This window comes from Paenibacillus thermotolerans (assembly GCF_028745515.1).
In the GTDB taxonomy this organism is placed as follows: Bacteria; Bacillota; Bacilli; order Paenibacillales; family YIM-B00363; genus Paenibacillus_AE; species Paenibacillus_AE thermotolerans.
On record NZ_JAQZSG010000003.1, the window covers coordinates 127,603 to 151,051 of the forward strand.

Annotated in this window: 21 protein-coding genes; 8 read left to right on the forward strand and 13 right to left on the reverse strand. The window is 53.7% G+C overall.

Features of this window, described 5'->3' with window-relative positions; translation table 11 throughout:
• Nucleotides 1–14 precede the first annotated feature (14 nt).
• Both PT964_RS04100 and PT964_RS04105 read right to left on the reverse strand, forming a co-directional pair.
• On the reverse strand, nucleotides 15–1,853 hold the full coding sequence (locus PT964_RS04100; RefSeq protein ID WP_274362058.1) for a glycoside hydrolase family 127 protein: 1,839 nt from the start codon (nucleotides 1,851–1,853) through the stop codon (nucleotides 15–17).
• Between the two features lie 130 nt (nucleotides 1,854–1,983).
• The gene (locus PT964_RS04105; protein WP_274362059.1) at nucleotides 1,984–2,370 is read right to left on the reverse strand and encodes a VOC family protein; all 387 of its coding nucleotides are present in this window, start codon (nucleotides 2,368–2,370) and stop codon (nucleotides 1,984–1,986) included.
• 174 nt (nucleotides 2,371–2,544) lie between these two features.
• Here PT964_RS04105 and PT964_RS04110 point away from each other — a divergent pair, with 174 nt between their 5' ends.
• Entirely contained in the window at nucleotides 2,545–2,745 is a 201-nt protein-coding gene (locus PT964_RS04110) for a spore germination protein (RefSeq protein ID WP_274362060.1), read from the forward strand.
• 87 nt (nucleotides 2,746–2,832) lie between these two features.
• Nucleotides 2,833–4,188, forward strand: coding sequence for a YheC/YheD family endospore coat-associated protein (locus PT964_RS04115; protein WP_274362061.1), 1,356 nt, complete (start codon nucleotides 2,833–2,835; stop codon nucleotides 4,186–4,188).
• A 37-nt stretch (nucleotides 4,189–4,225) separates the two neighbouring features.
• Here the strand turns inward: PT964_RS04115 and PT964_RS04120 are convergent, their stop codons facing one another.
• Nucleotides 4,226–5,359, reverse strand: coding sequence for a YheC/YheD family endospore coat-associated protein (locus tag PT964_RS04120; RefSeq protein WP_274362062.1), 1,134 nt, complete (start codon nucleotides 5,357–5,359; stop codon nucleotides 4,226–4,228).
• On the opposite strand from PT964_RS04120, the gene PT964_RS04125 reads away from it, so the two are divergent.
• Nucleotides 5,360–5,521 (forward strand): hypothetical protein, encoded by a 162-nt coding sequence (locus PT964_RS04125; RefSeq protein WP_274362063.1) that lies wholly within the window; start codon nucleotides 5,360–5,362, stop codon nucleotides 5,519–5,521.
• Nucleotides 5,522–5,569: 48 nt separating this feature from the next.
• Here the strand turns inward: PT964_RS04125 and PT964_RS04130 are convergent, their stop codons facing one another.
• Nucleotides 5,570–6,937 (reverse strand): YheC/YheD family endospore coat-associated protein, encoded by a 1,368-nt coding sequence (locus tag PT964_RS04130; protein ID WP_274362064.1) that lies wholly within the window; start codon nucleotides 6,935–6,937, stop codon nucleotides 5,570–5,572.
• 127 nt (nucleotides 6,938–7,064) lie between these two features.
• A complete protein-coding gene (locus tag PT964_RS04135) occupies nucleotides 7,065–8,462 on the reverse strand; it encodes a Mur ligase family protein (RefSeq protein WP_274362065.1) in 1,398 nt (465 codons plus the stop codon).
• A gap of 314 nt (nucleotides 8,463–8,776) precedes the next feature.
• Between PT964_RS04135 and PT964_RS04140 the strand changes: the two genes are divergently transcribed.
• The 4 genes from PT964_RS04140 to PT964_RS04155 are packed head-to-tail and all read left to right on the forward strand — an operon-like array spanning nucleotide 8,777 to nucleotide 12,546.
• Nucleotides 8,777–9,880, forward strand: a complete 1,104-nt coding sequence (locus tag PT964_RS04140; RefSeq protein ID WP_274362066.1) for an ABC transporter ATP-binding protein — start codon at nucleotides 8,777–8,779, stop codon at nucleotides 9,878–9,880.
• Nucleotides 9,870–10,676, forward strand: a complete 807-nt coding sequence (locus PT964_RS04145; protein WP_274362067.1) for an ABC transporter permease — start codon at nucleotides 9,870–9,872, stop codon at nucleotides 10,674–10,676. Before PT964_RS04140 ends, PT964_RS04145 begins: the two co-directional genes overlap by 11 nt.
• 44 nt (nucleotides 10,677–10,720) lie before the next feature.
• The gene (locus PT964_RS04150) at nucleotides 10,721–11,476 is read left to right on the forward strand and encodes an ABC transporter permease (protein WP_274362198.1); all 756 of its coding nucleotides are present in this window, start codon (nucleotides 10,721–10,723) and stop codon (nucleotides 11,474–11,476) included.
• The gene (locus tag PT964_RS04155; protein ID WP_274362068.1) at nucleotides 11,473–12,546 is read left to right on the forward strand and encodes an ABC transporter substrate-binding protein; all 1,074 of its coding nucleotides are present in this window, start codon (nucleotides 11,473–11,475) and stop codon (nucleotides 12,544–12,546) included. Before PT964_RS04150 ends, PT964_RS04155 begins: the two co-directional genes overlap by 4 nt.
• Nucleotides 12,547–12,619: 73 nt before the next feature.
• On the opposite strand, the gene PT964_RS04160 is transcribed toward PT964_RS04155, so the two are convergent.
• Both PT964_RS04160 and PT964_RS04165 read right to left on the reverse strand, forming a co-directional pair.
• On the reverse strand, nucleotides 12,620–13,600 hold the full coding sequence (locus tag PT964_RS04160; protein ID WP_274362069.1) for a Gfo/Idh/MocA family protein: 981 nt from the start codon (nucleotides 13,598–13,600) through the stop codon (nucleotides 12,620–12,622).
• Nucleotides 13,601–13,698: 98 nt separating this feature from the next.
• Complete coding sequence (locus PT964_RS04165) at nucleotides 13,699–14,421, reverse strand: YebC/PmpR family DNA-binding transcriptional regulator (RefSeq protein WP_274362070.1); 723 nt, start codon at nucleotides 14,419–14,421, stop codon at nucleotides 13,699–13,701.
• Between the two features lie 225 nt (nucleotides 14,422–14,646).
• Here PT964_RS04165 and PT964_RS04170 point away from each other — a divergent pair, with 225 nt between their 5' ends.
• Nucleotides 14,647–17,523, forward strand: coding sequence for a family 78 glycoside hydrolase catalytic domain (locus tag PT964_RS04170; RefSeq protein WP_274362071.1), 2,877 nt, complete (start codon nucleotides 14,647–14,649; stop codon nucleotides 17,521–17,523).
• Between the two features lie 48 nt (nucleotides 17,524–17,571).
• On the opposite strand, the gene PT964_RS04175 is transcribed toward PT964_RS04170, so the two are convergent.
• The 6 genes from PT964_RS04175 to PT964_RS04200 all read right to left on the reverse strand — a co-directional run bounded on the left by PT964_RS04175 (nucleotide 17,572) and on the right by PT964_RS04200 (nucleotide 23,418).
• Complete coding sequence (locus tag PT964_RS04175) at nucleotides 17,572–18,282, reverse strand: gamma-glutamyl-gamma-aminobutyrate hydrolase family protein (protein ID WP_274362072.1); 711 nt, start codon at nucleotides 18,280–18,282, stop codon at nucleotides 17,572–17,574.
• Nucleotides 18,283–18,377: 95 nt separating this feature from the next.
• Nucleotides 18,378–19,478, reverse strand: a complete 1,101-nt coding sequence (locus PT964_RS04180; protein WP_274362073.1) for a GntR family transcriptional regulator — start codon at nucleotides 19,476–19,478, stop codon at nucleotides 18,378–18,380.
• A gap of 134 nt (nucleotides 19,479–19,612) precedes the next feature.
• The gene (locus PT964_RS04185; RefSeq protein ID WP_274362074.1) at nucleotides 19,613–20,368 is read right to left on the reverse strand and encodes an SDR family NAD(P)-dependent oxidoreductase; all 756 of its coding nucleotides are present in this window, start codon (nucleotides 20,366–20,368) and stop codon (nucleotides 19,613–19,615) included.
• Nucleotides 20,369–20,388: 20 nt separating this feature from the next.
• The gene (locus PT964_RS04190) at nucleotides 20,389–21,411 is read right to left on the reverse strand and encodes a zinc-dependent alcohol dehydrogenase (RefSeq protein WP_274362075.1); all 1,023 of its coding nucleotides are present in this window, start codon (nucleotides 21,409–21,411) and stop codon (nucleotides 20,389–20,391) included.
• 39 nt (nucleotides 21,412–21,450) lie between these two features.
• The gene (locus PT964_RS04195; RefSeq protein WP_274362076.1) at nucleotides 21,451–22,221 is read right to left on the reverse strand and encodes an N-acyl homoserine lactonase family protein; all 771 of its coding nucleotides are present in this window, start codon (nucleotides 22,219–22,221) and stop codon (nucleotides 21,451–21,453) included.
• A 15-nt stretch (nucleotides 22,222–22,236) separates the two neighbouring features.
• Entirely contained in the window at nucleotides 22,237–23,418 is a 1,182-nt protein-coding gene (locus tag PT964_RS04200; RefSeq protein WP_274362077.1) for an enolase C-terminal domain-like protein, read from the reverse strand.
• Between the last annotated feature and the right edge of the window lie 31 nt (nucleotides 23,419–23,449).

The window sequence follows — 23,449 nt, forward strand, 5'->3', positions numbered from 1 at the left end:
TTCGGATCATCTCCTCAATCGCGATATAAAAGCGATTCGTCAAGCTGTTCGGGTATCCACACCTGCATCCTGCCGGCCTCGCGATTGTCCCATGCGTAATAAGGAACGGCTTTGATCCCAAGTTCCGAATCTTTGTCGAAGCCGTACACCGCTACTACCCCTTCAAGCAAATCTTCTTCAAATACGGCTTGGAACTTGGTGGCCGAGCTGATCGTTATTTCATCGAAACGAGCGTTATCCGTTTCCTCGACGCAATACACGAGCGGACCGCGCTGCAATGCAGCCTTTCCTTCATTCGACTTGACGTGCGGATGAGAACGTACACGCTCGACTTGCATCGTCAGGCGAAGCCGAATTTCATCTCCGGCCGCCCATTCCTTCTCGAGCACCACATAGCCTTGCCGCCGAATCGGCGAGACGACGGGTTTACCGTTCACTTGAAGCTCGTAGCTTTTGCACCAGCCGGGAATCCGGACGTGAATGCCGAATGCCGTCGGCCTGCAATCGTCGATCACTACGGATATGTCGCCGTCCCACGGATAATCCGTAACCTGCCGAAGCTTTACGACCTGCTGTTCTAGCCCGAGCGTTCCTTCTCCGGCAATATATTGATTAATATAAATATCGTTGTTCTTTACCGCGTAAACATAATTTCCGATCGACGGGATGAATCGGGCGATTTGCGTAGGACAACAAGAACAGTCATACCAGGGGACCCTGTGATGGGTTCCGTCCGAATATAACGGATTCACATAAAAGAATTTATCGCCTGAAAGCGCCACGCCGGAGATGGAGCCGTTGTACATCGCCCGTTCCACGATATCCGCATATTTGCTGTCGCCGTGAAGAAGATTCATCCGATGGTTCCAAAGCACCATTCCGACCGAAGCGCACGTTTCGCAATACGCGGAATCGTTCGGCAAGTCGTAGTCGTCCGTGAAGCCTTCGTTGTGCTTGGAAGGACCGATGCCGCCGGTGACGTACATGTTGCGGTCCACCACGTTCGACCAAATTCGGCCCAGCGCGCCGATGTATTCCGGATCGCCCGTCAGCGCGGCAATATCGGTCATGCCCGCATACATATACATCGCGCGAACCGCATGTCCCGTCACTTTGGAGATGTGTCGCACCGGAACGTCATCCTGGTTATAAGCGGCGCCCCATCCTTCTCTTACCCAGCTGTATCCGACGCCGTGCCCATGCCCGCGCTCTTCCAAAAACCAGTATGCGAGCTTCCAATACCGCTCGTCCTTCGTTTCAGCATACAGCTTCACCAGCGCAAGCTCGATTTCCTGATGGCCGGGCACCCAGTGGCGCTTGCCCGGTCCGAATAACGATTCGATATGGTCCGCCAATCGAATGGCCGTGTCGAGCAGCTTCCGTTTGCCGGTCGCTTGGTAGTAAGCGATCGCGGCTTCGATCAGATGGCCGGCGCAATATTCCTCGTGCTTGTTCATATCCGTCCATTTATTTTCCGCTTCCTTGAGCGTAAAGAACGTCTGCAAATATCCGTCCTCCTGCTGGGCGGCCGCAATGAGCTCGATAATCCGGTCCGCTTGCGCTTCCAGCTCGGCATCCGGTTCAACCAGCAACGAATACGCAACGCCTTCGAGCACCTTGTATACATCCGAATCGTTGTAAAAAATGCCCTCGAATTCCCCCTCCATCAAGCCGGCAGATTTGGCGAAGTTCGAAATCCTTCCCGTAGTTTCACATTGCGCGATGCAGGCTGCGAGCGTCGATTTTTGTGCTGCCCGCAAGCGGGCGCTCCAAAACCGGTCGTTGATGGAAACGCTTGTGAACGGAACCTCCGTTAACGTTTGATAAGGAAATTTTTTAATGGCAACGGTCATCATCATCAACCACCTTTTTCGGAAATAAATAAAGCGCAATCGATTACACGAACATTGTAATCGATTGCGCCACTATTTGACAACGCTTTCCAATCCATTCATTTCATTTTTATCGTTAATTTATTACGTTCTACGAAAGACGCTTACCGATTTCCCAATGATAGCCGAACGGGTCAACCAGACGGCCGATGCGCCAGCCGTGCGCCTCATGGACGGGAACAATGGGCGATGCGCCTGCGGCAAGCGCCCGGTCGAACGCCAGATCCGGGTCGGGAACGGTCCAAATGAAGCGAACCGCACCTTGTCCGGACGCATCGAGTGAAACGGACGGGTCCTCTTGAATCCAAAAGCTTGCTTCGCCGGCATCCAGCTCGGCAATGATCGTTTTCCCGCTTTCTTCCAACGAATACAAAACGGTTACGCCAAATGCCGCTTTGTAAAAAAGTATTGCTCTTTCCGCGTCGCTTACGGTAAGCCAGGGGGCAATACGGGTGCTTCCGTTTGTTTGGTTGTTCATCTGCTCGTCCCTTTCCCTTTTCGAAGATATTGTCCGCAATGTACCTATTATATCCCAAATCTTAGGGTAAGAGCCCTAAATAATAGTTTTCAAAGATAGGAGAAGAAACAAGCAGATCATGTTTCCGATTCATACGGTATAACAGCAGGTTCTCTGTCAAAAGGAGGTAAGAATATGGCGCTGACATTGATACCGATTATTCGGATCAATACGAATTCCGGAATCATAAACAGAGGAAACGTCTTATTTATCGCACCGGCTTCCGTTTCCAAGTCGATCAGCGGATCTGGCGGCGGAAACACGGGAGACTTATCATCTACGTTTACCGGGGTGAACATCACCATAACGAACGGCAGTGCGGGAGTTACAACATAGAAAAATAAACGCCTTCGTCCAAACCCGCCCCCGACGCAGTGAATAAGTAAGAAATAAATAAAAATATTCGGTGGTGAGGCGAAAGGCATGCGCATTGAATGGTTGGAAAACGACAACCGACAAAGCTATATTCGCCTTGCAGAGCATACGGCGAACAAATTTGATCTGCGAGAGGGACAAAAGATAACTGTGTCTCTGGGCGGCGAATCGTGGAAAGCGGCGGTAACGGTCTGCGAAGACTGTGCGCCGGATGTAATCGGCATATCGCAGAAGCTCCGGTCGCCTCTTGAGTTCCCGAATCAGCTAACCTTTCAAGTCATAAAACGCGGAAACGAGCTTAGGCTTGGCCCCGTCATCGCCCTTCTTGTAAATTATACTCGGCAAGAGCTTAACGGGCGCAAGCTGAGCCGGCTTCGCGATTATTTCCGGCATTCGGAACTGCGTGACGGATTATTATATATATGCGCCAAAGATTCGATAGACGTTCGTTCCCGCACCGTCATAGGATTCTGCTATCATCTTGGCGGCACCGGAACCGGTGAGTGGCATCCCGGTATATTTCCTTTCCCCGACTCCGCTTATAACCGGGCCGTGCTGACGAAAGAACGATTCGAGGCAATCGAGGAGTCGTCCGGCGGACGCATCTTCAACCCTTATACGGAAGGGTCGTTCAATAAGCGCGAGCTGTGGGAACGGCTTTCGCCGATCCCCGAGCTGCTCCCCCATCTTCCGCATACCGAGCCGCTGAAGGACATCCATACGATCGACCGGATGCTGCAGCTTCATGAGAAGGTTTACCTCAAGCCTGCCGGAGGGACGCTCTCCCAAGGAGTCGTTCGGCTGGAGAAAGAGAACGGCCGGTATTGCGCCATTACTCCGGTTCGCGGAAAAACACGCAGGGCGGTTTCCAAGCTCCGGTTCGAGCATACGGGCAGCTTTGCGGAATGGATCGACGGGTTGTCGCAGAGTGATTACATTGTACAACAAGCCATTACGATGAAACGCTACGAAAACCGCGTCGTCGATTTTCGGGCAATTGTTCAAAAGAGCGATTTTAACCGATGGGATTGTACGGCCATTTTTGCCAAGTTCGGCAAACCCGGCAGCATTATATCGAATTTTACGAGCTCCGGCTATTTGCTGCCCGCAAACAAAGCGCTTCGGCTGCTCTTCGGAATCGGCGACGCTGATGCGGAGCGAATGGCATGCGATATAGAGCAAATCGCGCTGGATCTGGGCAACGTGTTTGACGCATACGGCCTTTACGGGGATCTCGGCATTGATCTGATGGTGGACGAAACCGGTCACATTTGGATTTTAGAAGCAAACACGCTGGATACGTATCACCGCTTCCCCCTTCATGTCAACGATCGGCGGCTGTACCAGTCGATTGTCACGAACCCGCTTCGATTTGCGAAATATATATCCGGTTTTCACGGTTGAACGAAAAAAAGGAACGGGCTCCCCGCTCCTTTTTTTGTTACCCTTGAAAGCCTGCCAGCCATTTGGCGAAAAGCAAAGGTGCGGCCATTACCTTCTCATACAGCTCGCGGTCGCCGGCGTCCAGTGCAATCGTATGATCGGGATAAACGGTGTTGATTTCAATCAGCCATAGCCGATCGAACCGGTCAAGCGCTATATCCATCCCGATATTCCCATAAATATAACCGGTTTTATCAAGCTCCGCGCACAGCCGCAACGCCAGCTCGGCGATCCGTTCTACGGTTTGTTCGGCGCGCTCCTCTCCGTTGTAGTATTTCGCCAGCATGCGATTTGCGATTTTTGCCGCTCCGCCTCTGGAAACGTTGCTGACAACGCTGTTTCTCGCTCCAATTCTTGCGAGAATGCCCTGAATTGTCCATTCCCCCGTATGATCCTTCTGAGCAATCACGCGGAAATCAAAGATGCGGCCGTTTATGTTCGACAAATGCAAACCTTGTTGAATAATATACTTTGCCGCATTCAATTCCGCTGTCAGCGACCGATACAGTTCATCCCAATCGGAAAACCGCCTGCCGATCGTCCTGCCGCGCTCGCGCAGCTTCAGAAAGTAACCGTCCTTCGTACGCTCCGCCGTATATATCCCAAGTCCGCGGTACCCCCGGTACGGCTTTACATACACTCTTTCGTGCCGCTCCGCAAGCTTTGCGGCGGCGCTTGAATCGGATAACAGCGCCGTCTCGGGCACATGAACGGAAACGTCCGGCGAGCGGCTGAGCCACCGGTACAAGCTCCACTTGGTAAACATGTGCGAATTAAAAAACCGATTGCCGGTCAACTGACTCAGCTTGCCCCGCATTCTAGGGCTTACAAAAGCTCTTCGGAAATAAACGGCGTCCGGAAACACGTAAACGCCGTACTTCCAGCTATGATGTTCGGGATCGTACAGGTAGCCTCTCACCATCTTCTCCTGCTCCAGCATCCCCTCCAAGGAAAATGCGATTACGGCGCCCTTGATGCGCTCATACTTTGCAACATAGTCGAATAAACCGGCTAATGCCCTTGGGGTCAAATGCGAATCCTTCGTCGCCGCCAGCAAGCCGAGCACCGGACCGATCTGGAGCCGATTCCCGTTCCAAGCGACTTCATAAGGCAAAGAAGCCGGTAAATTCACATGGCGGAGTATGTCTTGCGGCAGGCAAATTTTCTCCTCGTTTCCGTCGGCATGAGCTTCAACATGAATATCCCGCTCGTACGCTCCCATCTTAAGCAGAACGCGGCATCGCCCGGGCCGATCCGTACCCAGAAGCGATTCGGGAACGAGCAGCTTGGATAAGAGCCCTCTCTTCGCTTGAATATGAATGGAGATCGCCCCTTTCGCCGCTCAATGTACTGAAAATCCTTGAACGGCGGCGGCATATCGAAGAGGCTGCTTACTGATTTCATGGTATTTGACGGGATCGAAGCTTTTAAAGCCTTTGCAGCCCGGCCTGAAGTTCGCTTCGATAAACCATAGCTTCGCATTCCGGTCCAATGCCAGGTCCAAGCCGTACTCCGCAAAGCTTTGTCCTCTCAGCTGATCCATCCAGCGGCAAAACTCCTTGCAAAAAAATAAAATCTCATCCTTCAATCGGTCCGGGTCCATCCTAATCCGATCCATTCGGTTGACGGCTTCTTCCAACGATAAAGCGCTGCCTCCGGCCGACAAATTCGCGATTTCTTTCGTCGGGTCTGCGAGCCGGCATTCAATACCCGCACAGAACCATTCGTTCGTTATGGACTTTTGCATGATCACCCGAATATCGAATACCGCTCCGTCAATTGTGGCGATCGGGAGCATCCTTTGAACGACATGCCTTCTTCTTCGTCTCATAAATTTCGACTCGATCCAGCGCAGCATCTTTTTTCCATCGTACACTTGGTTTATTCGCACCAGACGTTCCGTCATGTATTCCGTAACTTGAAATTGCGGATTGGAACGGCCCTCTTGAAACCTCTTAATCGATACAATTCCTTTCCCCTGAGAGCTGTCAACCGGTTTAACGATGATCGAGCGATGTCGTTCCGCATAATCGAGCAAGCTTTTCGAATCGGTCATAAGGATCGTTGGCGGCAAATATTTTCGTAGAAGCGGACTCTCTCTAACGATTTGATGAACCCTCCACTTGGAATATCGAATCGAATTGAACATCATGCCGCCGCGTCTGGAAAGCTTCTCGCGGAACTTGCTTAAGTTAAGCTGCCTTATATGTCTTCGGTAAGTCGTCTTTGGAATCGTCGTTTCGCACGGAATCCATTCTTTCCGTATCGGATTATAATAAAGTCCGGTGACTGTGGAAGTGTTCCATTGCACCGAATTGATGGAGTACGCTATGACAAGTCCCTCGTATTCCGGATAAGAGGCGATTCGTTCGCTGTAATGCTCAACCATAAAGCCTGGAGTATAATCTTTTGCCTTTCTGCCGAATAGAAGTCCGATCGTAGGGCCGATCGTTATATTTTTTCCGTCCCACTTGTATTGAAACGTAATGTCGCCGGGAATTTTTAGCTTTTCATTAAGGGCGGTTGAGATGCCGAATTGAATCGGGCCGTCGTCAATCGCCGCATCATCCTTCCAAAGCGCTTTGCAATCTATTTTTTTTACGCCGTAACAGACCTCAACCTTGCCCGGATACTCGTCTCCGATTATTTTACTTAGCAGAATGCTTTCCTCATCGTCTTCATAGACTGAAAGCTTCAATCGGTTCGGCATGGCACGTGACCAACTCCTTTCATTAACCATTTAATGAATCCGAAGCCATGCTTGTTTAGACAAATAGCCGCTGTCATTCGCACAAAATAACCGATCCGTTCGATCGGCGGCAACGAATCGGTTTGCTTTACGTAAATAGTGCGCTCATCAGTTTACGGAAGGGCGAGCGATAAATATAAACATATTTATAAGGTATTTTCAGCAGAATGAGAGCATCCGGGTGAAAATGCGGTCGAAGCGCTTCGAAAACTTCATCGGCGGTTTCGCAAAAAACAACATGCTCCGGATTCATTCCGAGTTGCAGCGCCGATTCTCCGATTGCTTTCGCTTCTCCGAGCAAGATGATGCGATCGATTCCCAGCTCCACAGCAATGCGCCCCATTCGGTCGTATTCGCCCGTCGCTTCTTCGCCGAGCTGCGGCATTAAGCCGAGCAAAGCCACCTTCGTTCTGATGCCGCCCGTCGCTTTCAAAACTTCCAGGGCGGCTTGCATCGAAAGGGGCGTGCAGTTCCAAGTATCGTCAATCATGACGCATCCGCCGGGTCCGTTGCGAAATTGCAGGTGCTGCTTAATCTGGCGAAAAGCAGATAATCGTTCGGCCGCTTCCCGAATTCCGATTCCGGCGCTGTATACAGCGGCGATGGCCGCAACCGCATTGCTTACGGTATGAGTTCCAAAGCCCGGAACGGCGACGCGATAAGCTTCATCGCGAAACCTTAGCAAAAATTCCATGCCGCGATCGGTATACGCCGGCTGCTCCGCCCAAAAATCCGCCCGCTCCGAAAATCCGAACGTTACAAGCCGGCCTTTGAACGAATCGAGGCTGATTTTCTTTATGTTCTCGTCTTCCGCATTAATAATTAAAGTTCCGCCTTCTGCAATGCCTTCAACGATTTCCGCTTTAGCCTTGATATAATTGTCCAGCGTCTTGCAAAACTGCAGGTGATAGGCTCCTATATTCAAAATGACGCCTATCGTAGGTTTAAAGTAAGCGCAGCTGGTCGCAATATTGCCCGGACGGATAACGCCCAATTCAAAGACGGCCGCCCCCTTGCGATCATCGATGCTCATCAAATATTTAAAGCTGTTGGCAAGGGCGTTTCTGCCGACCCGCGTTGAACTGACTTCAACCGAACCGGACAACATGTGCCTTATCATCTCCGTCGTCGTCGTTTTCCCCGATGTGCCGGTAATGCCGATGATGGGGATGTCGAATAAGCCGCGATAATACCGGATAAAGCTCCAATAGGCTTTTCTTCTGTCATTCACTTCTATAATGGCGGTCTGTTGGTCCGCATGCTTCATAAAGAGTTCGGGAAGGTCGGTAATAATAACGGCGCCTCGCAACCGGAGCGATGCCCAGTCGAAAGCTTCATATTTTTTTTTGCGAAGATGGAAGTAAACCGTATGGCTGCGAATGTCCGCCGGGCGTGCGGTCGCACGAAATACTTTCTGATCTTTGCGGCCTTGCACCAGCCTGCCGTCGACACATTGGAGAAGATCGTCCACCTCTAACGTTTTCATCCCCCGTTACCGCCTCCTTGCTCGCGCCTATATTTCTACCAGCTTTCTCTATTGATGCTATCATATGTAGAGCTCGGCTTATTTGTAACAGCTTTAATAATAAAGCGGATGAACGATTTGAGACGAAAAAATACAAAAATGTCGAATTCGAGCGAAATAGCATACTTCCTGCGGTTGCTCGGGAAATAATTTCGCTTCTTTCCCAGCGCTGAACGAACGTTTTGACGGATTTTTGCCAAACATTATATAACCGCTTGTCGAAATGAGTTATAATATGCTCGAAAAATCCACGATTTGCATCTTAGGAGGCTGCTATGGAGGACCAACCGATTATACGATTTGAAAATGTAAGCATGAAATACGACGATACGACAGTATTAAAGCAGGTTAACTTTGAAATAGAGCGCGGGAAGTTCTATACTTTGCTCGGTCCGTCAGGCTGCGGCAAGACGACGATCCTACGGCTCATTGCAGGATTTATGGAGCCGTCGGACGGCCGTATTTATTTCAACGGCAAGCTGATTAACCGCACTCCCGCCAACGAGCGGCAAGTCAATACCGTCTTTCAGGATTACGCGTTGTTTCCTCATTTGAACGTGTTTGAGAACGTCGCTTTTGGGCTGCGCGTGAAGAAGCTGAAAAAAGCGGATATCGAAACCAAAGTGAGAGAAGCGCTGCGGTTCGTCAATCTGGAAAGCTACGAAAACAGAGAGATTCATGAAATGTCGGGCGGCCAGCGTCAAAGAGTGGCGATCGCAAGGGCTATTGTGAACGAACCGGAAATTTTGCTGTTGGACGAGCCGCTGTCCGCACTGGACCTGAAGCTAAGGACGGAGATGCAGTACGAGCTTCGCGAGCTGCAGCGGAGACTCGGCATCACGTTTATTTTCGTCACCCATGACCAAGAAGAAGCGCTGGCGATGTCGGACGAAATATTCGTCCTCCATAAAGGCGTCATTCAGCAATCGGGAACGCCGACGGATATTTACGATGAACCGATCAACCGGTTCGTCGCCGATTTTATCGGAGAGTCGAACATTGTCCCTGGGAGAATGCCGGACGATTTCGTCGTTGAATTTGCCGGCAAGACGTTCCGATGCATGGACGGCGGAATGGCGAAGAACGAGCCGGTGGAAATTGTCATTCGCCCGGAGGATTTGGAAATTCGCCCGGCAGGAGAAGGAAAGCTGCAGGTTCGCGTCGATTCGCAGCTGTTCCGAGGCGTTCATTACGAAATTTGCTCCTTCGACGATGCGGGGAACGAATGGCTCGTCCATTCCACGAAAAGAGTCACCGTCGGCGAACGAATCGGCCTGCATTTCGAACCGGAAGCGATTCACGTGATGCGGATCGGCGAAACCGAGGAAGAATTCGATAAAAGGCTCGGCACATACGGTGAGGTGCGGCATGAGCGGTAACAGCAGAAACTTATACATAGTTCCGTACGCGTTGTGGATTGTGCTCTTTGTGGCGGCTCCGGTGCTGCTGATCGTTTACTATTCCTTTTTAGACATTGAAGGCAACTTCACCATCAGCAATTATAAAGCTTTTTTTCAGCCCGTTTACTTGCAAATGGCCGTAAGCTCGTTCTGGTACGCTTTTCTCATTACAGTGTTTTCTCTTGCCGTCGCTTATCCGACCGCGTACCTTCTTACCAAGACCAGGCATAAGCAGCTTTGGCTGCTGCTGATCATTTTGCCGACCTGGATTAATTTATTATTGAAGGCTTATGCATTTCTCGGTATTTTCGGAACGTACGGCGCCGTGAATCAATTTTTGGAATTCGCAGGCATCGGCGCGAAGCAAATATTGTTTACCGACTTCAGCTTCCTGTTCGTTGCGGTCTATATCTTTATACCGTTTATGATTTTGCCCATCTACAATGCGCTGGAGGAGCTTAGCCCCGCGCTAGTCGACGCATCGCGGGATCTCGGCGCCTCGGCGTGGACGACGTTCCGGCGCGTCATCTTCCCGCTCACGATCGACGGCGTAAAGTCGGGCTGCCAAGCGGTATTCATTCCCGCGTTGTCGCTCTTTATGATTACGCGTCTTGTCGCCGGAAACCGGGTCATTACGCTTGGAACGGCCATTGAACAACACTTCTTAGTAACTCAGCATTGGGGTATGGGCGCCACCATTGCGGTATTTCTCATTGCTGCGATGGCGGTCATAATGGCCGTAACCGGCAGCGGAAAGCGGGTGAGACAGCCGTGAAGACGAGCGGAATCGCCGGCAAGCTGTATTTAGCCGTCGTGTTTATGATCCTTTATGCGCCGATATTTTATTTAACGTTGTATTCGTTTAACAGCGGAGGAACGATGCACGGCTTCGACGGTTTTACTTTCGACTGGTATAAGGAAGTATTCCAAGATACGCGCCTCATCATTATCGTGTTGAATACGCTGGTCATCGCCCTGCTGTCGGCTGCGGCGTCCACCTTGCTTGGAATTTGCGGCGCGCTGGCCATTCTGTATGTCCGCCGAAGACAAGTGAAAAAGTTGCTGCTGACGCTCAACAACGTGCTGATCGTCAGCCCGGACGTCATGATCGGGGCGTCGTTCCTCATTCTGTTTACGTTGATCGGCATTCGATTAGGATTTACGTCCGTATTGCTTTCTCATATCGCCTTCAGCGTACCGATCGCCGTGCTTATGATTTTGCCCAAGCTGCAGGAAATGAGTCCGACGCTGGTCGATGCGGCGCGAGACCTCGGCGCAAGCCGGCTGGATGTATTGACGAGGGTCATTCTTCCCTATATGAAGCCGGGTATATTCGCCGGATTTTTTATGGCGTTAACTTACTCGCTGGATGACTTCGCCGTCACGTTCTTTGTTACCGGGAACGGGTACTCCACGTTGTCCGTGGAAATTTATTCGCGCGCGCGCCAAGGTATTTCCTTGTCGATTAACGCCTTGTCGACATTGTTGTTCCTGTTAACGATTGCGCTGGTCATCGGATATTACTTTATGCAGCGGCGCGGCCTGCGCGCAAGCCGATCGGGGGTGGGACGATGAAATCGCTCGTTCGCGCCTTTATCGCCGTTCTCGCCGCTTCCGCAGCGTTATTATATTTGATCGCATACTTGAACGAGGCGGAAGGTTATTCGGGAGGCAGCACGCTGGTCGTATACAATTGGGGCGATTATATCGATCCTGATTTAATAGCGGAATTCGAAGAAGAATCGGGACTTAAGGTCATCTATCAAACCTTCGATTCCAATGAAGCGATGATGACGAAGCTCGCTCAAGGCGGGGCCGTCTTCGATGTCGCGGTGCCTTCGGAATATGCGGTCAGCAAAATGAAGGAGGACGGCCTGCTCCTCCCTCTCGACCACAGCAAGCTTCCGAATTTGAAGGCGATCGATCCCCGGTTTATGGGCTTGCCGTTCGATCCGGGAAACGAGTATTCCGTCCCTTATTTCTGGGGAACGGTAGGCATTGTGTATAACCCCGAGCTGCTCGGCGGCAAAACGTTCTCGAGCTGGAACGATTTGTGGGACAGCGAGTTGCGCAATCAAATCTTGCTCGTTGACGGAGCCCGGGAAGTCATCGGGATGGGCTTAAACAGCCTGGGGTATTCATTAAACGAAACGAACGAAGACCGTTTGCGGGAAGCCAAGCGCAAGCTTGACGAATTGATGCCGAACGTGAAGGCCATCGTCGGCGATGAAATCAAGATGCTGATGGCCGGCGAAGAAGCCGCTGTCGGCGTCGTATGGTCGGGTGACGCCGCGGAAATGATGTGGGAGAACGAAAAGCTCGATTACGTCATCCCGGAGGAAGGCTCCAACGTATGGTTCGACAATATGGTGATCCCGGCATCGGCCGCCAATGTGGAAGGCGCCCACGCATTCATCAATTTCATGCTGGATCCCGAAATTGCCGCACGGAACGCCGAATATGTCGGATACGCCACGCCGAACCGGGAAGCGCTGAAGCTGCTGCCGCCGGACATTGCCGAGGATGAGCGCTTCTACCCTTCGCCGGAGCTTACGGAGAAGCTCGAAGTGTACGAAAATCTCGGCAAAACAATGCTTGTCCGCTATAACGAGCTGTTCCTGGAATTTAAGATGCATACGAAATAACGACGAAAACCACCACCTCCCTGTCTCATTAGCTCCGCGCTTTTGAGAACATGGGGGTGGTTTGTTTCGGCAACTATAACACGATTCTTTGATTTTCGGCATCCGACAAAAACAGCGCGTCGATCGCTTTCTGATTATGTATGGCGTCGCCGATCCCGTACGGATGCGCTTCTCCCTTTAGCACGCAAGCGGCGAACTCCTCCGCTTGATCGGTGTAAAACTGAATCCGGTCCGTCGCCCAAGTCCGCTCCTCAGACGGTGACGGTCCTTGAGCACGAATCGTCAATTGATCCGGCGTTACGTCGAACCGGACATCGATCTTCCCTTCGCTCCCCAGAAGCGAATAAAAAGAACCGAGCTTCATATCGAGAGCGGAGCTGATGTGCGACACTTTCCCTCCGCTGAAATAAAGAGCTCCCGCAAACCGCCGGTCCACGCCGGTCCGCTCGTCCCAGAACGCCTTTCCTTCCGCCTCCGTCGGCTCTTCCCCCATGAAGTACCGGCTCCAAGCGACCGGATAGCACCCGACATCATACAGCGAGCCGCCGCCCCATTCCTTGACCAGCCTTGTGCTGGCTGCGTCCGCCGCAAAGGAGAAGTGGGCGTGCATCATCGTGAGTTCCCCGATCCGTCCCTCCTCCACCATCTTCTTTACGCCCGCGTGACCGGGATGGTAGCGCCATGCATGCGCTTCGGCGATTTGAACGCCGCTTCCCTCCGCGGCGGATCGGATGGCAAGCGCCTCACGCATGTTTAAAGCGAACGGCTTTTCAAGCAAAACGTGTTTGCCGGCGTTAGCCGCCTTTACGGCCCATTCCATGTGAAGATGGTTTAACAGCGCGATGTAAACCGCGTCGATCTCCGGATCGTCAATGAGCGCTTGATAGCCGTCATAGGCTCTTTCGACTCCGAAGGCCTCCGCCGCTTTCCTGCCGTTCTCAACGTTCCGGCCGGCTACGCCGAACCAAACGCCGTTCGTCGTTCTTCGGATCGCTACGCCGGTTTTTTGAATGATTTTGCCCGTGCCCAGTACTCCCCATCTCAGCTTCTTCATGTTTCTTCCCCTCCCTCGGAAAGCCTTTGTTACCCATTTTACCAGAAAAAAAAGAACCGTACGGCAATAACGGCCGGATCGGTTCTATAATTTCAAATTTATTCGTCTTCGAATTCAACATTGTGATACACCTGTTGAACGTCCTCCAAATCTTCCAAAGCGTCTATCAATTTTTCGAATTGCGCTTGCGCATCCTCCGGAAGCGTAACGTAATTTTGAGGAAGCATCGTCAGCTCCGCGACCGTGAATTCGGTAACGCCGGCGTTCTTGAACGCTTCCTGCACCGCATGGAACTGATCCGGCTCGGCATAGACGATGACCGCCTCCTCTTCTTCGGCGATGTCCCGAACGTCCACATCCGCTTCCATCAACAGCTCGAGCACCTCGTCGGACGATTTTCCCGTGACGCCGATTACGGCCGTCGGGTCGAACATATAGGAAACGGATCCGCTGACGCCCATGCTTCCGCCGTTTTTGGTGAAAGCGGCGCGTACGTTGGAAACCGTGCGGTTTACCTTATTCGTCAGCGCGTCGACGATAACCATCGACCCGTTCGGCCCGAAGCCTTCATAACGGAGATCCTCATACTTCTCGTCCGAACTGCCTTTGGCCTTATCCAGCGCCCGGTCGATGATCGCCTTCGGCACATTGTATGTTTTGGCGCGTTCCAGCACCACTCGCAACGCTTGATTGGATTCGGGATTCGGCTCGCCCTTCTTGGCCGCCACATAAATTTCGATCCCGAACTTGGCGTATATCCGGCTATTGTTTGCGTCTTTCGAAGCTTTCTTGTCTTTAATGTTGTTCCACTTACGACCCATGCTTTACCCGCTTTCTTTAGTAACTTGGATTTCGACGAAACGCGAATGATAATATTTATGCAATACATTATATCCTTTTCGACGGGACGAGGACAAGCTTAATCCGCACGGCAACTTGTCCGTATCCCCCTGCTGCATGTCCGATTTCCCCCTTCCTTCCTTGCGTTCTTTCTATATAATGAAAATGACTGCTGCGAAAATAATGGAAATAAGGAGATATTCGTCATGGAGAGCATCGGATTGCCGGAATGGAAAGCATCATGGATTTGGGGAAGCGGACCGCAAAGTCCGAGAAACGAATGGCGCTGCTTCCGCAGGGCCGTTACGCCGCAGGGGAAGATCGGACAAGCCTCGCTTCGCATAACGGCGGATTCCCGCTATGTGCTGTTTGTAGGAGGCAAGCAAATCGGCCGCGGCCCCGTGCGCTCTTGGCCCTTCGAATTGGCTTACGACGAGTACGAGGTCGGACATTTGCTCGAGCCGGGGAAAGAAACGGTCATTGCCGTACTCGTGATGCACTACGGCATATCGACCTTTCAATATGTGCGGGGACGGGGCGGGCTGCTGCTGCAGCTGGATGCGCATGACGGCGATCCGTTAACGCTGTCGACGGACTCGAGTTGGAGAACGTCCGTTCATCCGTGGTACGATTCCAGCTCGTCCCGCATCTCTTGCCAGCTCGGATTTACGGAGGTTGTCGATGCAAGAAACGGAGACGGGTCGTGGACGGAAGCCGGATACGACGACAGCCGATGGGAACAGGCCGTAACGATCGGTCCCGCCGGCATGGAGCCGTGGACAAAGCTGATCAAGCGCCCCATCCCGTATCTTACGGAGGAGCCCGTCTATCCGGCGCGCGTCGAAAGCATAAGCGCGGTGAAGCCGCCCGTATGGAGCGCGGTGCTCGACTTGCGCGGCATCATGGTGCCGGAAAGCGCGGAGCATGCGAACAACGTGCAGTTTATCGGATACGTGGCGGCGAATGTGCGGCTTAAGAAGTCCGCCTCGTTTACGATCGGAATCGCGGATAACGGAAGAATACCGTATAAGCTTTATATCGACGGACGGCTGTGCGAAGCGGAAAGCTTCTTCGGCGAGCATCCGGAACGGTTCGTTACGTTGCCGCTGGAGGAAGGCGAACACTTTCTGCTGATCGACGTATCCGCCGTCAGCCACGGTCACGGCTTCCATATCGGCTTCGACTGCAGCGAGCCGTTCGAGGTAAGCTCGCCTGACGGCGGAGACGCGCCTTTCACGGCCATCGGTCCGTTCGGCACGGCCGAATTTATCGATCATCGGCCCGGTCGCGGCGTTACGGACATTCACTCCGATTTCGAACGGATTCGCGGCGTATCGTCCGCCGAACAGCTGCAGCCGTTCGAAGCATGGATTCGGCCGATCGAACCGCGGTTTGTCAATCGGAACGACGTATTCACCGCCTCCGTGTGGAAAGTACGGGAGCAGACGCACTCCGTTCCTGCCTCAATGCAGCATGCCGTCATTGCAGGGCCTGACAGTGCTTGGGTTCCGGCGTACGACGGCATGGATACGGAAATCGTCATCGACTTCGGTCGCGAGCTGTCCGGCTACGTCAGCTTTGAACTCGATGCGGCCGCCGGAACGGTTGTGGACGGATACGGCTTCGAATATATGAAGGACGGCTGGCGGCAGCAAACGTATGAACTGGACAATACGTTCCGGTACACGTGCCGCGAAGGCCGGCAATCGTATACGTCCTTCGTCAGGAGAGGCTTGCGTTACGTTGCATTGACATTTCGGAGTGCGCAGCGTCCCGTAAAGCTGTACGAGGTGAAGCTGCTGCAAAGCAATTATCCGGTGGCGGAGGTCGGCAAATTCCGCTCCAGCGATGCGCTGCTGAACGACATATGGAGCATCAGCCGCGATACGGCGCGGCTTTGCATGGAGGACACGTTCGTCGACTGCCCGGCTTACGAGCAGGCGTTCTGGGTCGGAGACGCGCGCAACGAGGCGCTCGTCAACTATTACGCCTTCGGCGCGCAGGAAATAGTGGAGCGCTGTCTAAAGCTGGTGCCCGGCTCCTCCTTTCAAACGCCGTTATATGCGGACCAGGTGCCTAGCGGCTGGAATAGCGTCATTCCGAACTGGACGTTCTTCTGGGTTTCCGCGTGCCGCGAGTATTACCGCTACAACGGCAATCCGGCGTTTATCGCGGACATTTGGCCGCACGTGAAGCTTACGCTAACGCAATATTTGAGCAAAATGAACGAACAAGGGCTTTTCGTGCATAACGGCTGGAACCTGCTGGACTGGGCTCCTTTCGAACAGCCGTGGGGCGGCGTCGTCACTCCGCAAAATATGTTTTTCGTGAAGGCGCTCCGGGAAGGCGCGGAAATCGGAGCGCTGGCCGGCGACACCGAGCAGGCGGAGCGATTTGCAGACGCGGCCGTAAAGCTGCGCGAGGCGATCGATACTTATCTTTGGGACCCGGCGCGCGAAGCTTACCTGGACTGCATTCACGCGGACGGCAAGCCTTCCGCCACCCTAAGCGCGCAGTCTCAGATCGTAGCGTATCTATGCGACATTCCGGCCGGCGATCGGAAAACCAAGGTCGAGCAGTACGTCGTGAATCCTCCCGCATCGTTCGTTCAAGTCGGAAGCCCCTTCATGTCTTTCTTCTATTATGAAGCACTGGCCAAGCTGGGACGGCTCGACATTCTTATGAACGATCTGCGCCAAAATTACGGCTTTATGATCGAAAACGACGCAACGAGCTGCTGGGAAATGTATCCGTGGAGCGGTCATGTCACGAATCCGAACATGTTGACCCGCAGCCATTGCCACGCTTGGTCGGCCGGCCCCGCTTACTTCCTTGGCGCGTATGTGCTTGGAGTGCAGGGGCTTGCGCCGGGGTGGTCCAGCGTACGGGTCTCCCCGCAGCCGTGCGGCTTGCAGTGGGCAAGCGGCTCCGTTCCATTGCCGCACGACGGCCGCATCGACGTTGCTTGGCGAGTCGTTGAAGAAGGCAAGCTGTCGCTTCGGATCGAGGCGCCGAAGCATGTCGACATTGTCGCCGAAGCGCCGGACGGCTGGGAAATGACGGTGGAACGCCGAGTCGTATAAATTCGCGGGCCGCCCCGAGTCTTTCGCGACTCGGGGCGGCCCGTTTGTTTACTTGCCGCAAGCATCGACGAAAGCTTGAAACAGCTTTCCCGAATGCGGGTCTGATGTTGTCATGTGCTCCGGGTGCCATTGAACGCCGAGCGCGAACCGGTGCCGCTTGCTCTCGATCGCCTCGATGATTCCGTCGCCGGAAACCGCGGAAGCCGTAAATCCGCTGCCGATGTTTCGGACCGCTTGATGATGGAAGCTGTTTACTCTGATCCGTCTTTCGTTCATGATGCGGTGCAGCAGCGAATGTTCTTCGATCTCAATCCAATGGCTGCCGTGCCGGACGGGTGCGTTCTGTTTATGCTGAAGCAGATTGCCTTCGTGCTGGCTGTAAATATCTTGATACATGTCGCCGCCGATGGCGACATTCAACATTTGGCAGCCGCGGCATAGCCCAAGAATCGGTTTGTCGAGCCGCAGCATTTCTTCAATCATTGCGGTTTCAAAAGCGTCCCGTTCGGGCGTAATTTCGCCTAGCATCGGGTGCGGCTCTTCACCGAACAAATCCGGGTCGATATCCCCTCCCCCCGTCAGCAGCAGGCCGTCCATCATCGAGGCCAATTGCAAGACAGTACTGCGGTCGGAACTATTCGGCAGCACGAACGCCGCGCCTCCCGCATCCGAAATCGCGTATATGTTGCTTTTGTGAACGGTAATCCGGTCGTCGATCAGGCTGGAGGTCACTCCGATTACCGGTTTGCGCTTCATCATACGTTCCGCCGCCCTTCGCAAATGGTATCAACCGTATTCATTATATGACGTCGCATGCGGCGGACGTTCTGCGGCAGCTTTCCCTTCCTGCAGATTTAGTCCCCTTGAAGCTCGCTCGTACTGTCCCGAATGACCAATTTCGGGACGATTTCGTCTTTTACGAGCGATTGCGGCTTTCCCGGAAGCTCGTGCAGCAATATTTCCGCCGCCCTTCGGCCCATTCGCATCGAATTTTGATTGATCGTCGTCAAATTCGGATGCGTGTATTGGCTGACCGGCATGTCGTCGTAACCGACCAGGCTCACATCTTCGGGAACGGAAAGCCCCATTTCCCGCGCCGCTTGCATGGCTCCGATCGCCTTATAATCGCTGGTCGCAAATACAGCGGTCGGCGGCCGGTCGGCGGAAAACAGCTTTTTGAACCCTTCGTACCCCATTTCCGTGCTCTCGGACGAACCGTCCATCACGCAAACGAGCTCGGACTCGAACGGTATGCGGTGCTGCTGAAGCGCAAGCCGGTACCCTTGCAAGCGCAATGAAAACTCCTGGTTCAAGTCGATCAGCGATTTGCCTGTCAAAATAATGCCGATCCGTTGATGTCCCAAGGAAATAAGATGCTGGGTCGCCAAATATCCGCCGGTTAAATTGTCTACGATCACATAAGGTATATGTAAGTACGGATAATAGAAATGCACGGTCACGATTCGACGGCCTTCGTTTCTCCACGTTTCGAGCGTCTTCAAATGGAAATCGGGCCGGGTGTTCAATATGAAAGCCGCATTCGGGTCGTCCGGAAGCCGGTCGGAATCGCCGGAATCCCACAAATAAAAGTCGACCCCGTTTTCCTCGCAAACCTCTTTGATTCCTTCCAGCATATCGTTCCAAAACCGGAAATTGAATTTATCGATCGAAATTTGATTGTGCACGAAATAAATCGTTCGGATCGAAACGTCGTCGTCGAGCTGCGGTTTCTTTTCTTTAATGAAGCTGCCTTTGCCCCGAATCCGATAAATGTATCCTTCCTTCACCAATTCCGAAAGGGCGCGTCTGGATGTAATTTCGCTTATATTGTACATTTTCGCCAGATCGATTTGCGTCGGCAGCGGATCTCCCGGCTGAAGCTCTTCGCGTGCGATTTTTCCTTTAATATCGTCGATTATATATTGGTACAATGGGGTTTTCTCGGTTTTATCCATGGTAACGTCATCTCCCGCCCGTCATGCCTTTAAGTATACTTTATGCGACGGCAATGAGCAATTCCATACGAATTGGATATAATCGCCGTGCGGGAGTTACATTATGATCGCCCCGGAAGTCATGCCGGCTTGCATTACATCACAAGCGCCCCGCCGTCTACCGCCAGCAGCGCTCCCGTCACCCACTCGCTGTCGTCCGAGGAGAAAAAGACGGCCGCTTTCCCCAAATCCTCCGGATCGCCGATTCTTCCCGCCGGCAGAGCTCGGATTTTCGCCTTCGGGACATGCGTCCCCGGAGCGAACTGATGCTTATTGATATCGGTCGGGACGCCTCCGCATAGAATGCCGTTCACCCGGATGCCGTAGGGCCCGAGCGCAACGGCCATGGAGGAAGTGAGCGAATTGAGCCCTCCTTTGCTGGCCGCGTAGTGCACTTGCTCCTTGCCTCCGCGAAAAGCGGTCACCGTGCCGATATGAATAATCGTCCCTTTTCCTTGATCCCGCATGTAACGCCCCGCCGCTTGCGAGCAAAAGAACGCTCCGGCCAAATTGACGTCGATCGTCTTCCGCCACGTCGCTTCATCGATGTCGAAAAAATCCGCAAACGGACAAATGCCGGCGTTGTTTACCAAAATGTCGATCCGGCCGTACGTTTGAACGACCTCATCGATCATGCGGTCGACCTCTTGTTTATTCGACACGTCCGCACGAAACGGCGCCGCAAGATAGCCTTCTTTCCTCAGCGCGCCGGCCACCTCGTTCGCCTGCGCCGCATGGCTTGTGTAGTTTACCGCAACAATGGCGCCTTCTTTGGCAAGCTCCTTGCAGATGCCCGCTCCGATGCCGCGGCTGCCGCCCGTCACCAACGCTACCCGATCCGCTAATTTCATAGGTCTTCCTCCAGTAGAGTTTACGGCTTCAAAATAATTTTCCCGGCGGCGACCTGACCGTTCACGAGCTCATGGAAGGAACGCGGCCCTTCCGATAACGGGCGGATTTCGGTCCAACCCGCTTCGCTTACCTTCCCGGCGGAGAGTAGGTCGAGCGCATCCTGAAAATCCTGGCGGGTATAGCAGAAGGAGCCTTTCACATCCACCTCGGCGCGAATGAACTGATTGATCGGGAGGACCGTGCCGTCGATGCCGAGTCCGATATTCATAATGTCGCCGCCGGAATTCACGAGCCGCGCGGCCAGAGACCGCGTTTGCTGAAAACCTGCCGCATCGATGATGACGTCGATGCCTTTATCCCCGCTTAGCCGCTTGAGCTCCTCTTCTGCGTCCGGCTTGGAGGAGTCGATCGGGATGCCCACTTCAAGCTTCCGAACCGTTTCGAGCCGCGCCGCGTTCACGTCGAGCACAAACAGCCGCGACGCCCCCAGAATGCGGGCCGACATCGCGGTGAGCAGCCCGATCGCTCCGGCGCCGATAACGGCGACGTTCGCGAACGCATGGCCTTCCATCGCTCTGCGTGCGGCGCGGAGCGAGCATGCGAGCGGTTCGGTCAGCACGGCCGTCTCAAACGGAAGATGCTCGGGCAGCACATATACGCCTGCAGCCGGAGCCGTCACATATTCCGCAAAAGCTCCCGGCCGGTGAATGCCGATGATTGTCCGTCCGCTGCACAGCTGATAAAGTCCTTTATGGCATTGGGCGCATGTTCCGCACGACGACAACGGATTAACGACGACCCGCTGTCCGCGAACGAAGCCCGCCGCCGCGCTGCCGGTCCGCTCGATCGTCCCCGCAAATTCGTGCCCCATCAGCAGCAGCGGCTTTCTGAGGCTGTTATGCCCCAAATACCCTTCCAATTCGCTGCCGCAAATGCCCACCGTATCGACCTTGATCAGTACTTCATCTTCAGTCGGCTCCGGCTGCGGCACGTCAATGTAATTCATCCGTTCCGCCGCGGTCCATAGCAATGCTTTCATCATTCCCGCGATGCGCCCCTCTCGCTTGATCTGTTCCGCCTCTTAGGCGATAATTCCGTCCGGGTATCGTTCCAGAATCCGCTTGTCGTGACCGGGCAGCAGCAAATCGCCTTCCGCTTTCAGCCTTCGCAGCGCTTCGACCGATTCGTACAGGCTGACGCCTAGGCCGATCGGGTGATCGAGCTCGATATTGTCGTACAAATAAGCGACATCTCCGGTCAAAATCAATCTCCCCTTGGCGGTATGAATTTTCACGGCTTGAGAGCAGCGTGTGTGCCCTTCGGTCCATAGGACGTCGATCCCGGATAAAACTTCTTCCTCGTCTTCCGCAAGGTGCAGCTGGGAAGCCATGCGGGACGTCATGTAGCCGAGCACGTCCTTCGGAAACACGTCGAACACCGGGTGAACCGGAAGTTGCGCAGCTTCCCAGCCTTTCTTGTTGACGACGATTTTGGCTTTGTCGAACAGCTGCACGTTGGCGATATGATCGTAGTGCAAGTGCGACAAGATGACGATGTCGATGTCGGCCGGCCGCAGTCCGTGCTTCGCCAGCTGTGACAACGTATCTTCGCCCGGCGGCACCGGAAAGCCCTTTTCGATCGCCCGCGCGCTTTCCTGCAGCTTGCCGGGATAATCGCCGCCCATCCCGGTATCGACCAATACGGTTGCCCCGTTCCCTTGAATGAGCCAAAAATAACAATACACGTCGACCGTTCGGTCAAAGCCCTTCATATAGAGGAAGACCGGTTCGGGGGCCGTATGCGTTGCCGTTCTTAGACAGCGCACGCTGTAGACCGATTTCGTTTCTCCCATCCGCTCCGGCCTCCTTTACAATTCCAATTCGACAATGTGGTCGAACGCGTTCTCTCTGAACTCGATACCCGCGCCGATTCCTTCCGGAAGCGAGAACCAGCCGTCCTTCGGCATCTGAATGCCCGAAAACACGGGATCGTAATTTTCCTTGTCCGCCCCGTTCACATAAGCGAACTCCGCCATCGGAATGTTCGAATCCGCAAAGATCAGATGAAGCGCCCAAGGCTGCAGTCCGCCCGCGTGCGGTATGACGGGAATGTGCATGGCGGAAGCCATCGCGCTTATTTTTTTCGCTTCCGTAAGACCGCCGCACCACGCGATATCGGGCTGCAATATTTCCGCCGCCCTAGCATCGAGCAGCTGTTGGAAGCCGTAACGGGTATACTCGTACTCCCCCGTCGCAATCGCGGACGTCGTCACCTTCCGGTTGATGATTCCGTAACCCTCGTAATCGTCCGGCGGCAGCGTTTCTTCGATCCACTTCACGCGGTACGGCGCGACAAGCTCGGCCATCCGCACCGTATACTCGACGTTCCATGCCATGTAACAGTCGAGCATAATTTCTTTGTCCGGTCCGAGCGCTTCCCTCGCTTGTCGCACCAGCTCCGCATTTTTTTGCATTCCTTCATAGCCGGAGGAAGGCCCGTACGGCATCGCCAGCTTCTGGCCGAGAAAGCCGCGGTTTTTCGTCTTCTCAAACTCGTTGCCGGTGCAGTAAGCCTGCACCTTATCCTTCACCGGCCCGCCAAGCGTCTGATAGAGAGGCTCGTTCCTCGCCTTCGCGATCAAGTCCCAAAGCGCCAGGTCCACCGCGGAAATCGCCATGATCGGCGCCCCCTTCCGCCCGTACGGAAGCGTCGACTTGAACATGATGTCCCATAGCCGCTCCACCTGAAACGGGCTTTGCCCAATCAGGAAACGGCTCAAGTGCTGTTTAATGATCGGCGCTGTCGCCATGCCGGAGGCGGTTTCGCCGATACCGGAGATGCCTTCGTCCGTCTCCAGCACGACGATGGTGCGTCCCCCCATGCCGAGCCAGGAAGACCTGCGGTCGAAATATTCGGGATACATCGACATCGGGTTCGCGATCACCGTCTCGGACAACCAGGAGCCCTTCTTCGGCTGCTTGTTCGTTTCCGGCGCTGCCGCCGGATTTTTCCGTCCTGAAATGTACACTTTGACGTTCGTAATTTTCATGGATATACCGCCTTCCCTATGTGAATTACTT

Excerpts from the sequence above, each read along its gene's own strand:
- PT964_RS04100 (WP_274362058.1), bottom strand. The coding sequence starts at position 1,853 with ATGACCGTTGCCATTAAAAAATTTCCTTATCAAACGTTAACGGAGGTT.
- PT964_RS04105 (WP_274362059.1), bottom strand. The coding sequence starts at position 2,370 with ATGAACAACCAAACAAACGGAAGCACCCGTATTGCCCCCTGGCTTACC.
- PT964_RS04110 (WP_274362060.1), top strand. The coding sequence starts at position 2,545 with ATGGCGCTGACATTGATACCGATTATTCGGATCAATACGAATTCCGGA.
- PT964_RS04115 (WP_274362061.1), top strand. The coding sequence starts at position 2,833 with ATGCGCATTGAATGGTTGGAAAACGACAACCGACAAAGCTATATTCGC.
- PT964_RS04125 (WP_274362063.1), top strand. The coding sequence starts at position 5,360 with ATGGCGGAGTATGTCTTGCGGCAGGCAAATTTTCTCCTCGTTTCCGTC.
- PT964_RS04130 (WP_274362064.1), bottom strand. The coding sequence starts at position 6,937 with ATGCCGAACCGATTGAAGCTTTCAGTCTATGAAGACGATGAGGAAAGC.
- PT964_RS04135 (WP_274362065.1), bottom strand. The coding sequence starts at position 8,462 with ATGAAAACGTTAGAGGTGGACGATCTTCTCCAATGTGTCGACGGCAGG.
- PT964_RS04140 (WP_274362066.1), top strand. The coding sequence starts at position 8,777 with ATGGAGGACCAACCGATTATACGATTTGAAAATGTAAGCATGAAATAC.
- PT964_RS04145 (WP_274362067.1), top strand. The coding sequence starts at position 9,870 with ATGAGCGGTAACAGCAGAAACTTATACATAGTTCCGTACGCGTTGTGG.
- PT964_RS04150 (WP_274362198.1), top strand. The coding sequence starts at position 10,721 with ATGATCCTTTATGCGCCGATATTTTATTTAACGTTGTATTCGTTTAAC.
- PT964_RS04155 (WP_274362068.1), top strand. The coding sequence starts at position 11,473 with ATGAAATCGCTCGTTCGCGCCTTTATCGCCGTTCTCGCCGCTTCCGCA.
- PT964_RS04160 (WP_274362069.1), bottom strand. The coding sequence starts at position 13,600 with ATGAAGAAGCTGAGATGGGGAGTACTGGGCACGGGCAAAATCATTCAA.
- PT964_RS04165 (WP_274362070.1), bottom strand. The coding sequence starts at position 14,421 with ATGGGTCGTAAGTGGAACAACATTAAAGACAAGAAAGCTTCGAAAGAC.
- PT964_RS04170 (WP_274362071.1), top strand. The coding sequence starts at position 14,647 with ATGGAGAGCATCGGATTGCCGGAATGGAAAGCATCATGGATTTGGGGA.
- PT964_RS04175 (WP_274362072.1), bottom strand. The coding sequence starts at position 18,282 with ATGATGAAGCGCAAACCGGTAATCGGAGTGACCTCCAGCCTGATCGAC.
- PT964_RS04180 (WP_274362073.1), bottom strand. The coding sequence starts at position 19,478 with ATGGATAAAACCGAGAAAACCCCATTGTACCAATATATAATCGACGAT.
- PT964_RS04185 (WP_274362074.1), bottom strand. The coding sequence starts at position 20,368 with ATGAAATTAGCGGATCGGGTAGCGTTGGTGACGGGCGGCAGCCGCGGC.
- PT964_RS04190 (WP_274362075.1), bottom strand. The coding sequence starts at position 21,411 with ATGATGAAAGCATTGCTATGGACCGCGGCGGAACGGATGAATTACATT.
- PT964_RS04195 (WP_274362076.1), bottom strand. The coding sequence starts at position 22,221 with ATGGGAGAAACGAAATCGGTCTACAGCGTGCGCTGTCTAAGAACGGCA.
- PT964_RS04200 (WP_274362077.1), bottom strand. The coding sequence starts at position 23,418 with ATGAAAATTACGAACGTCAAAGTGTACATTTCAGGACGGAAAAATCCG.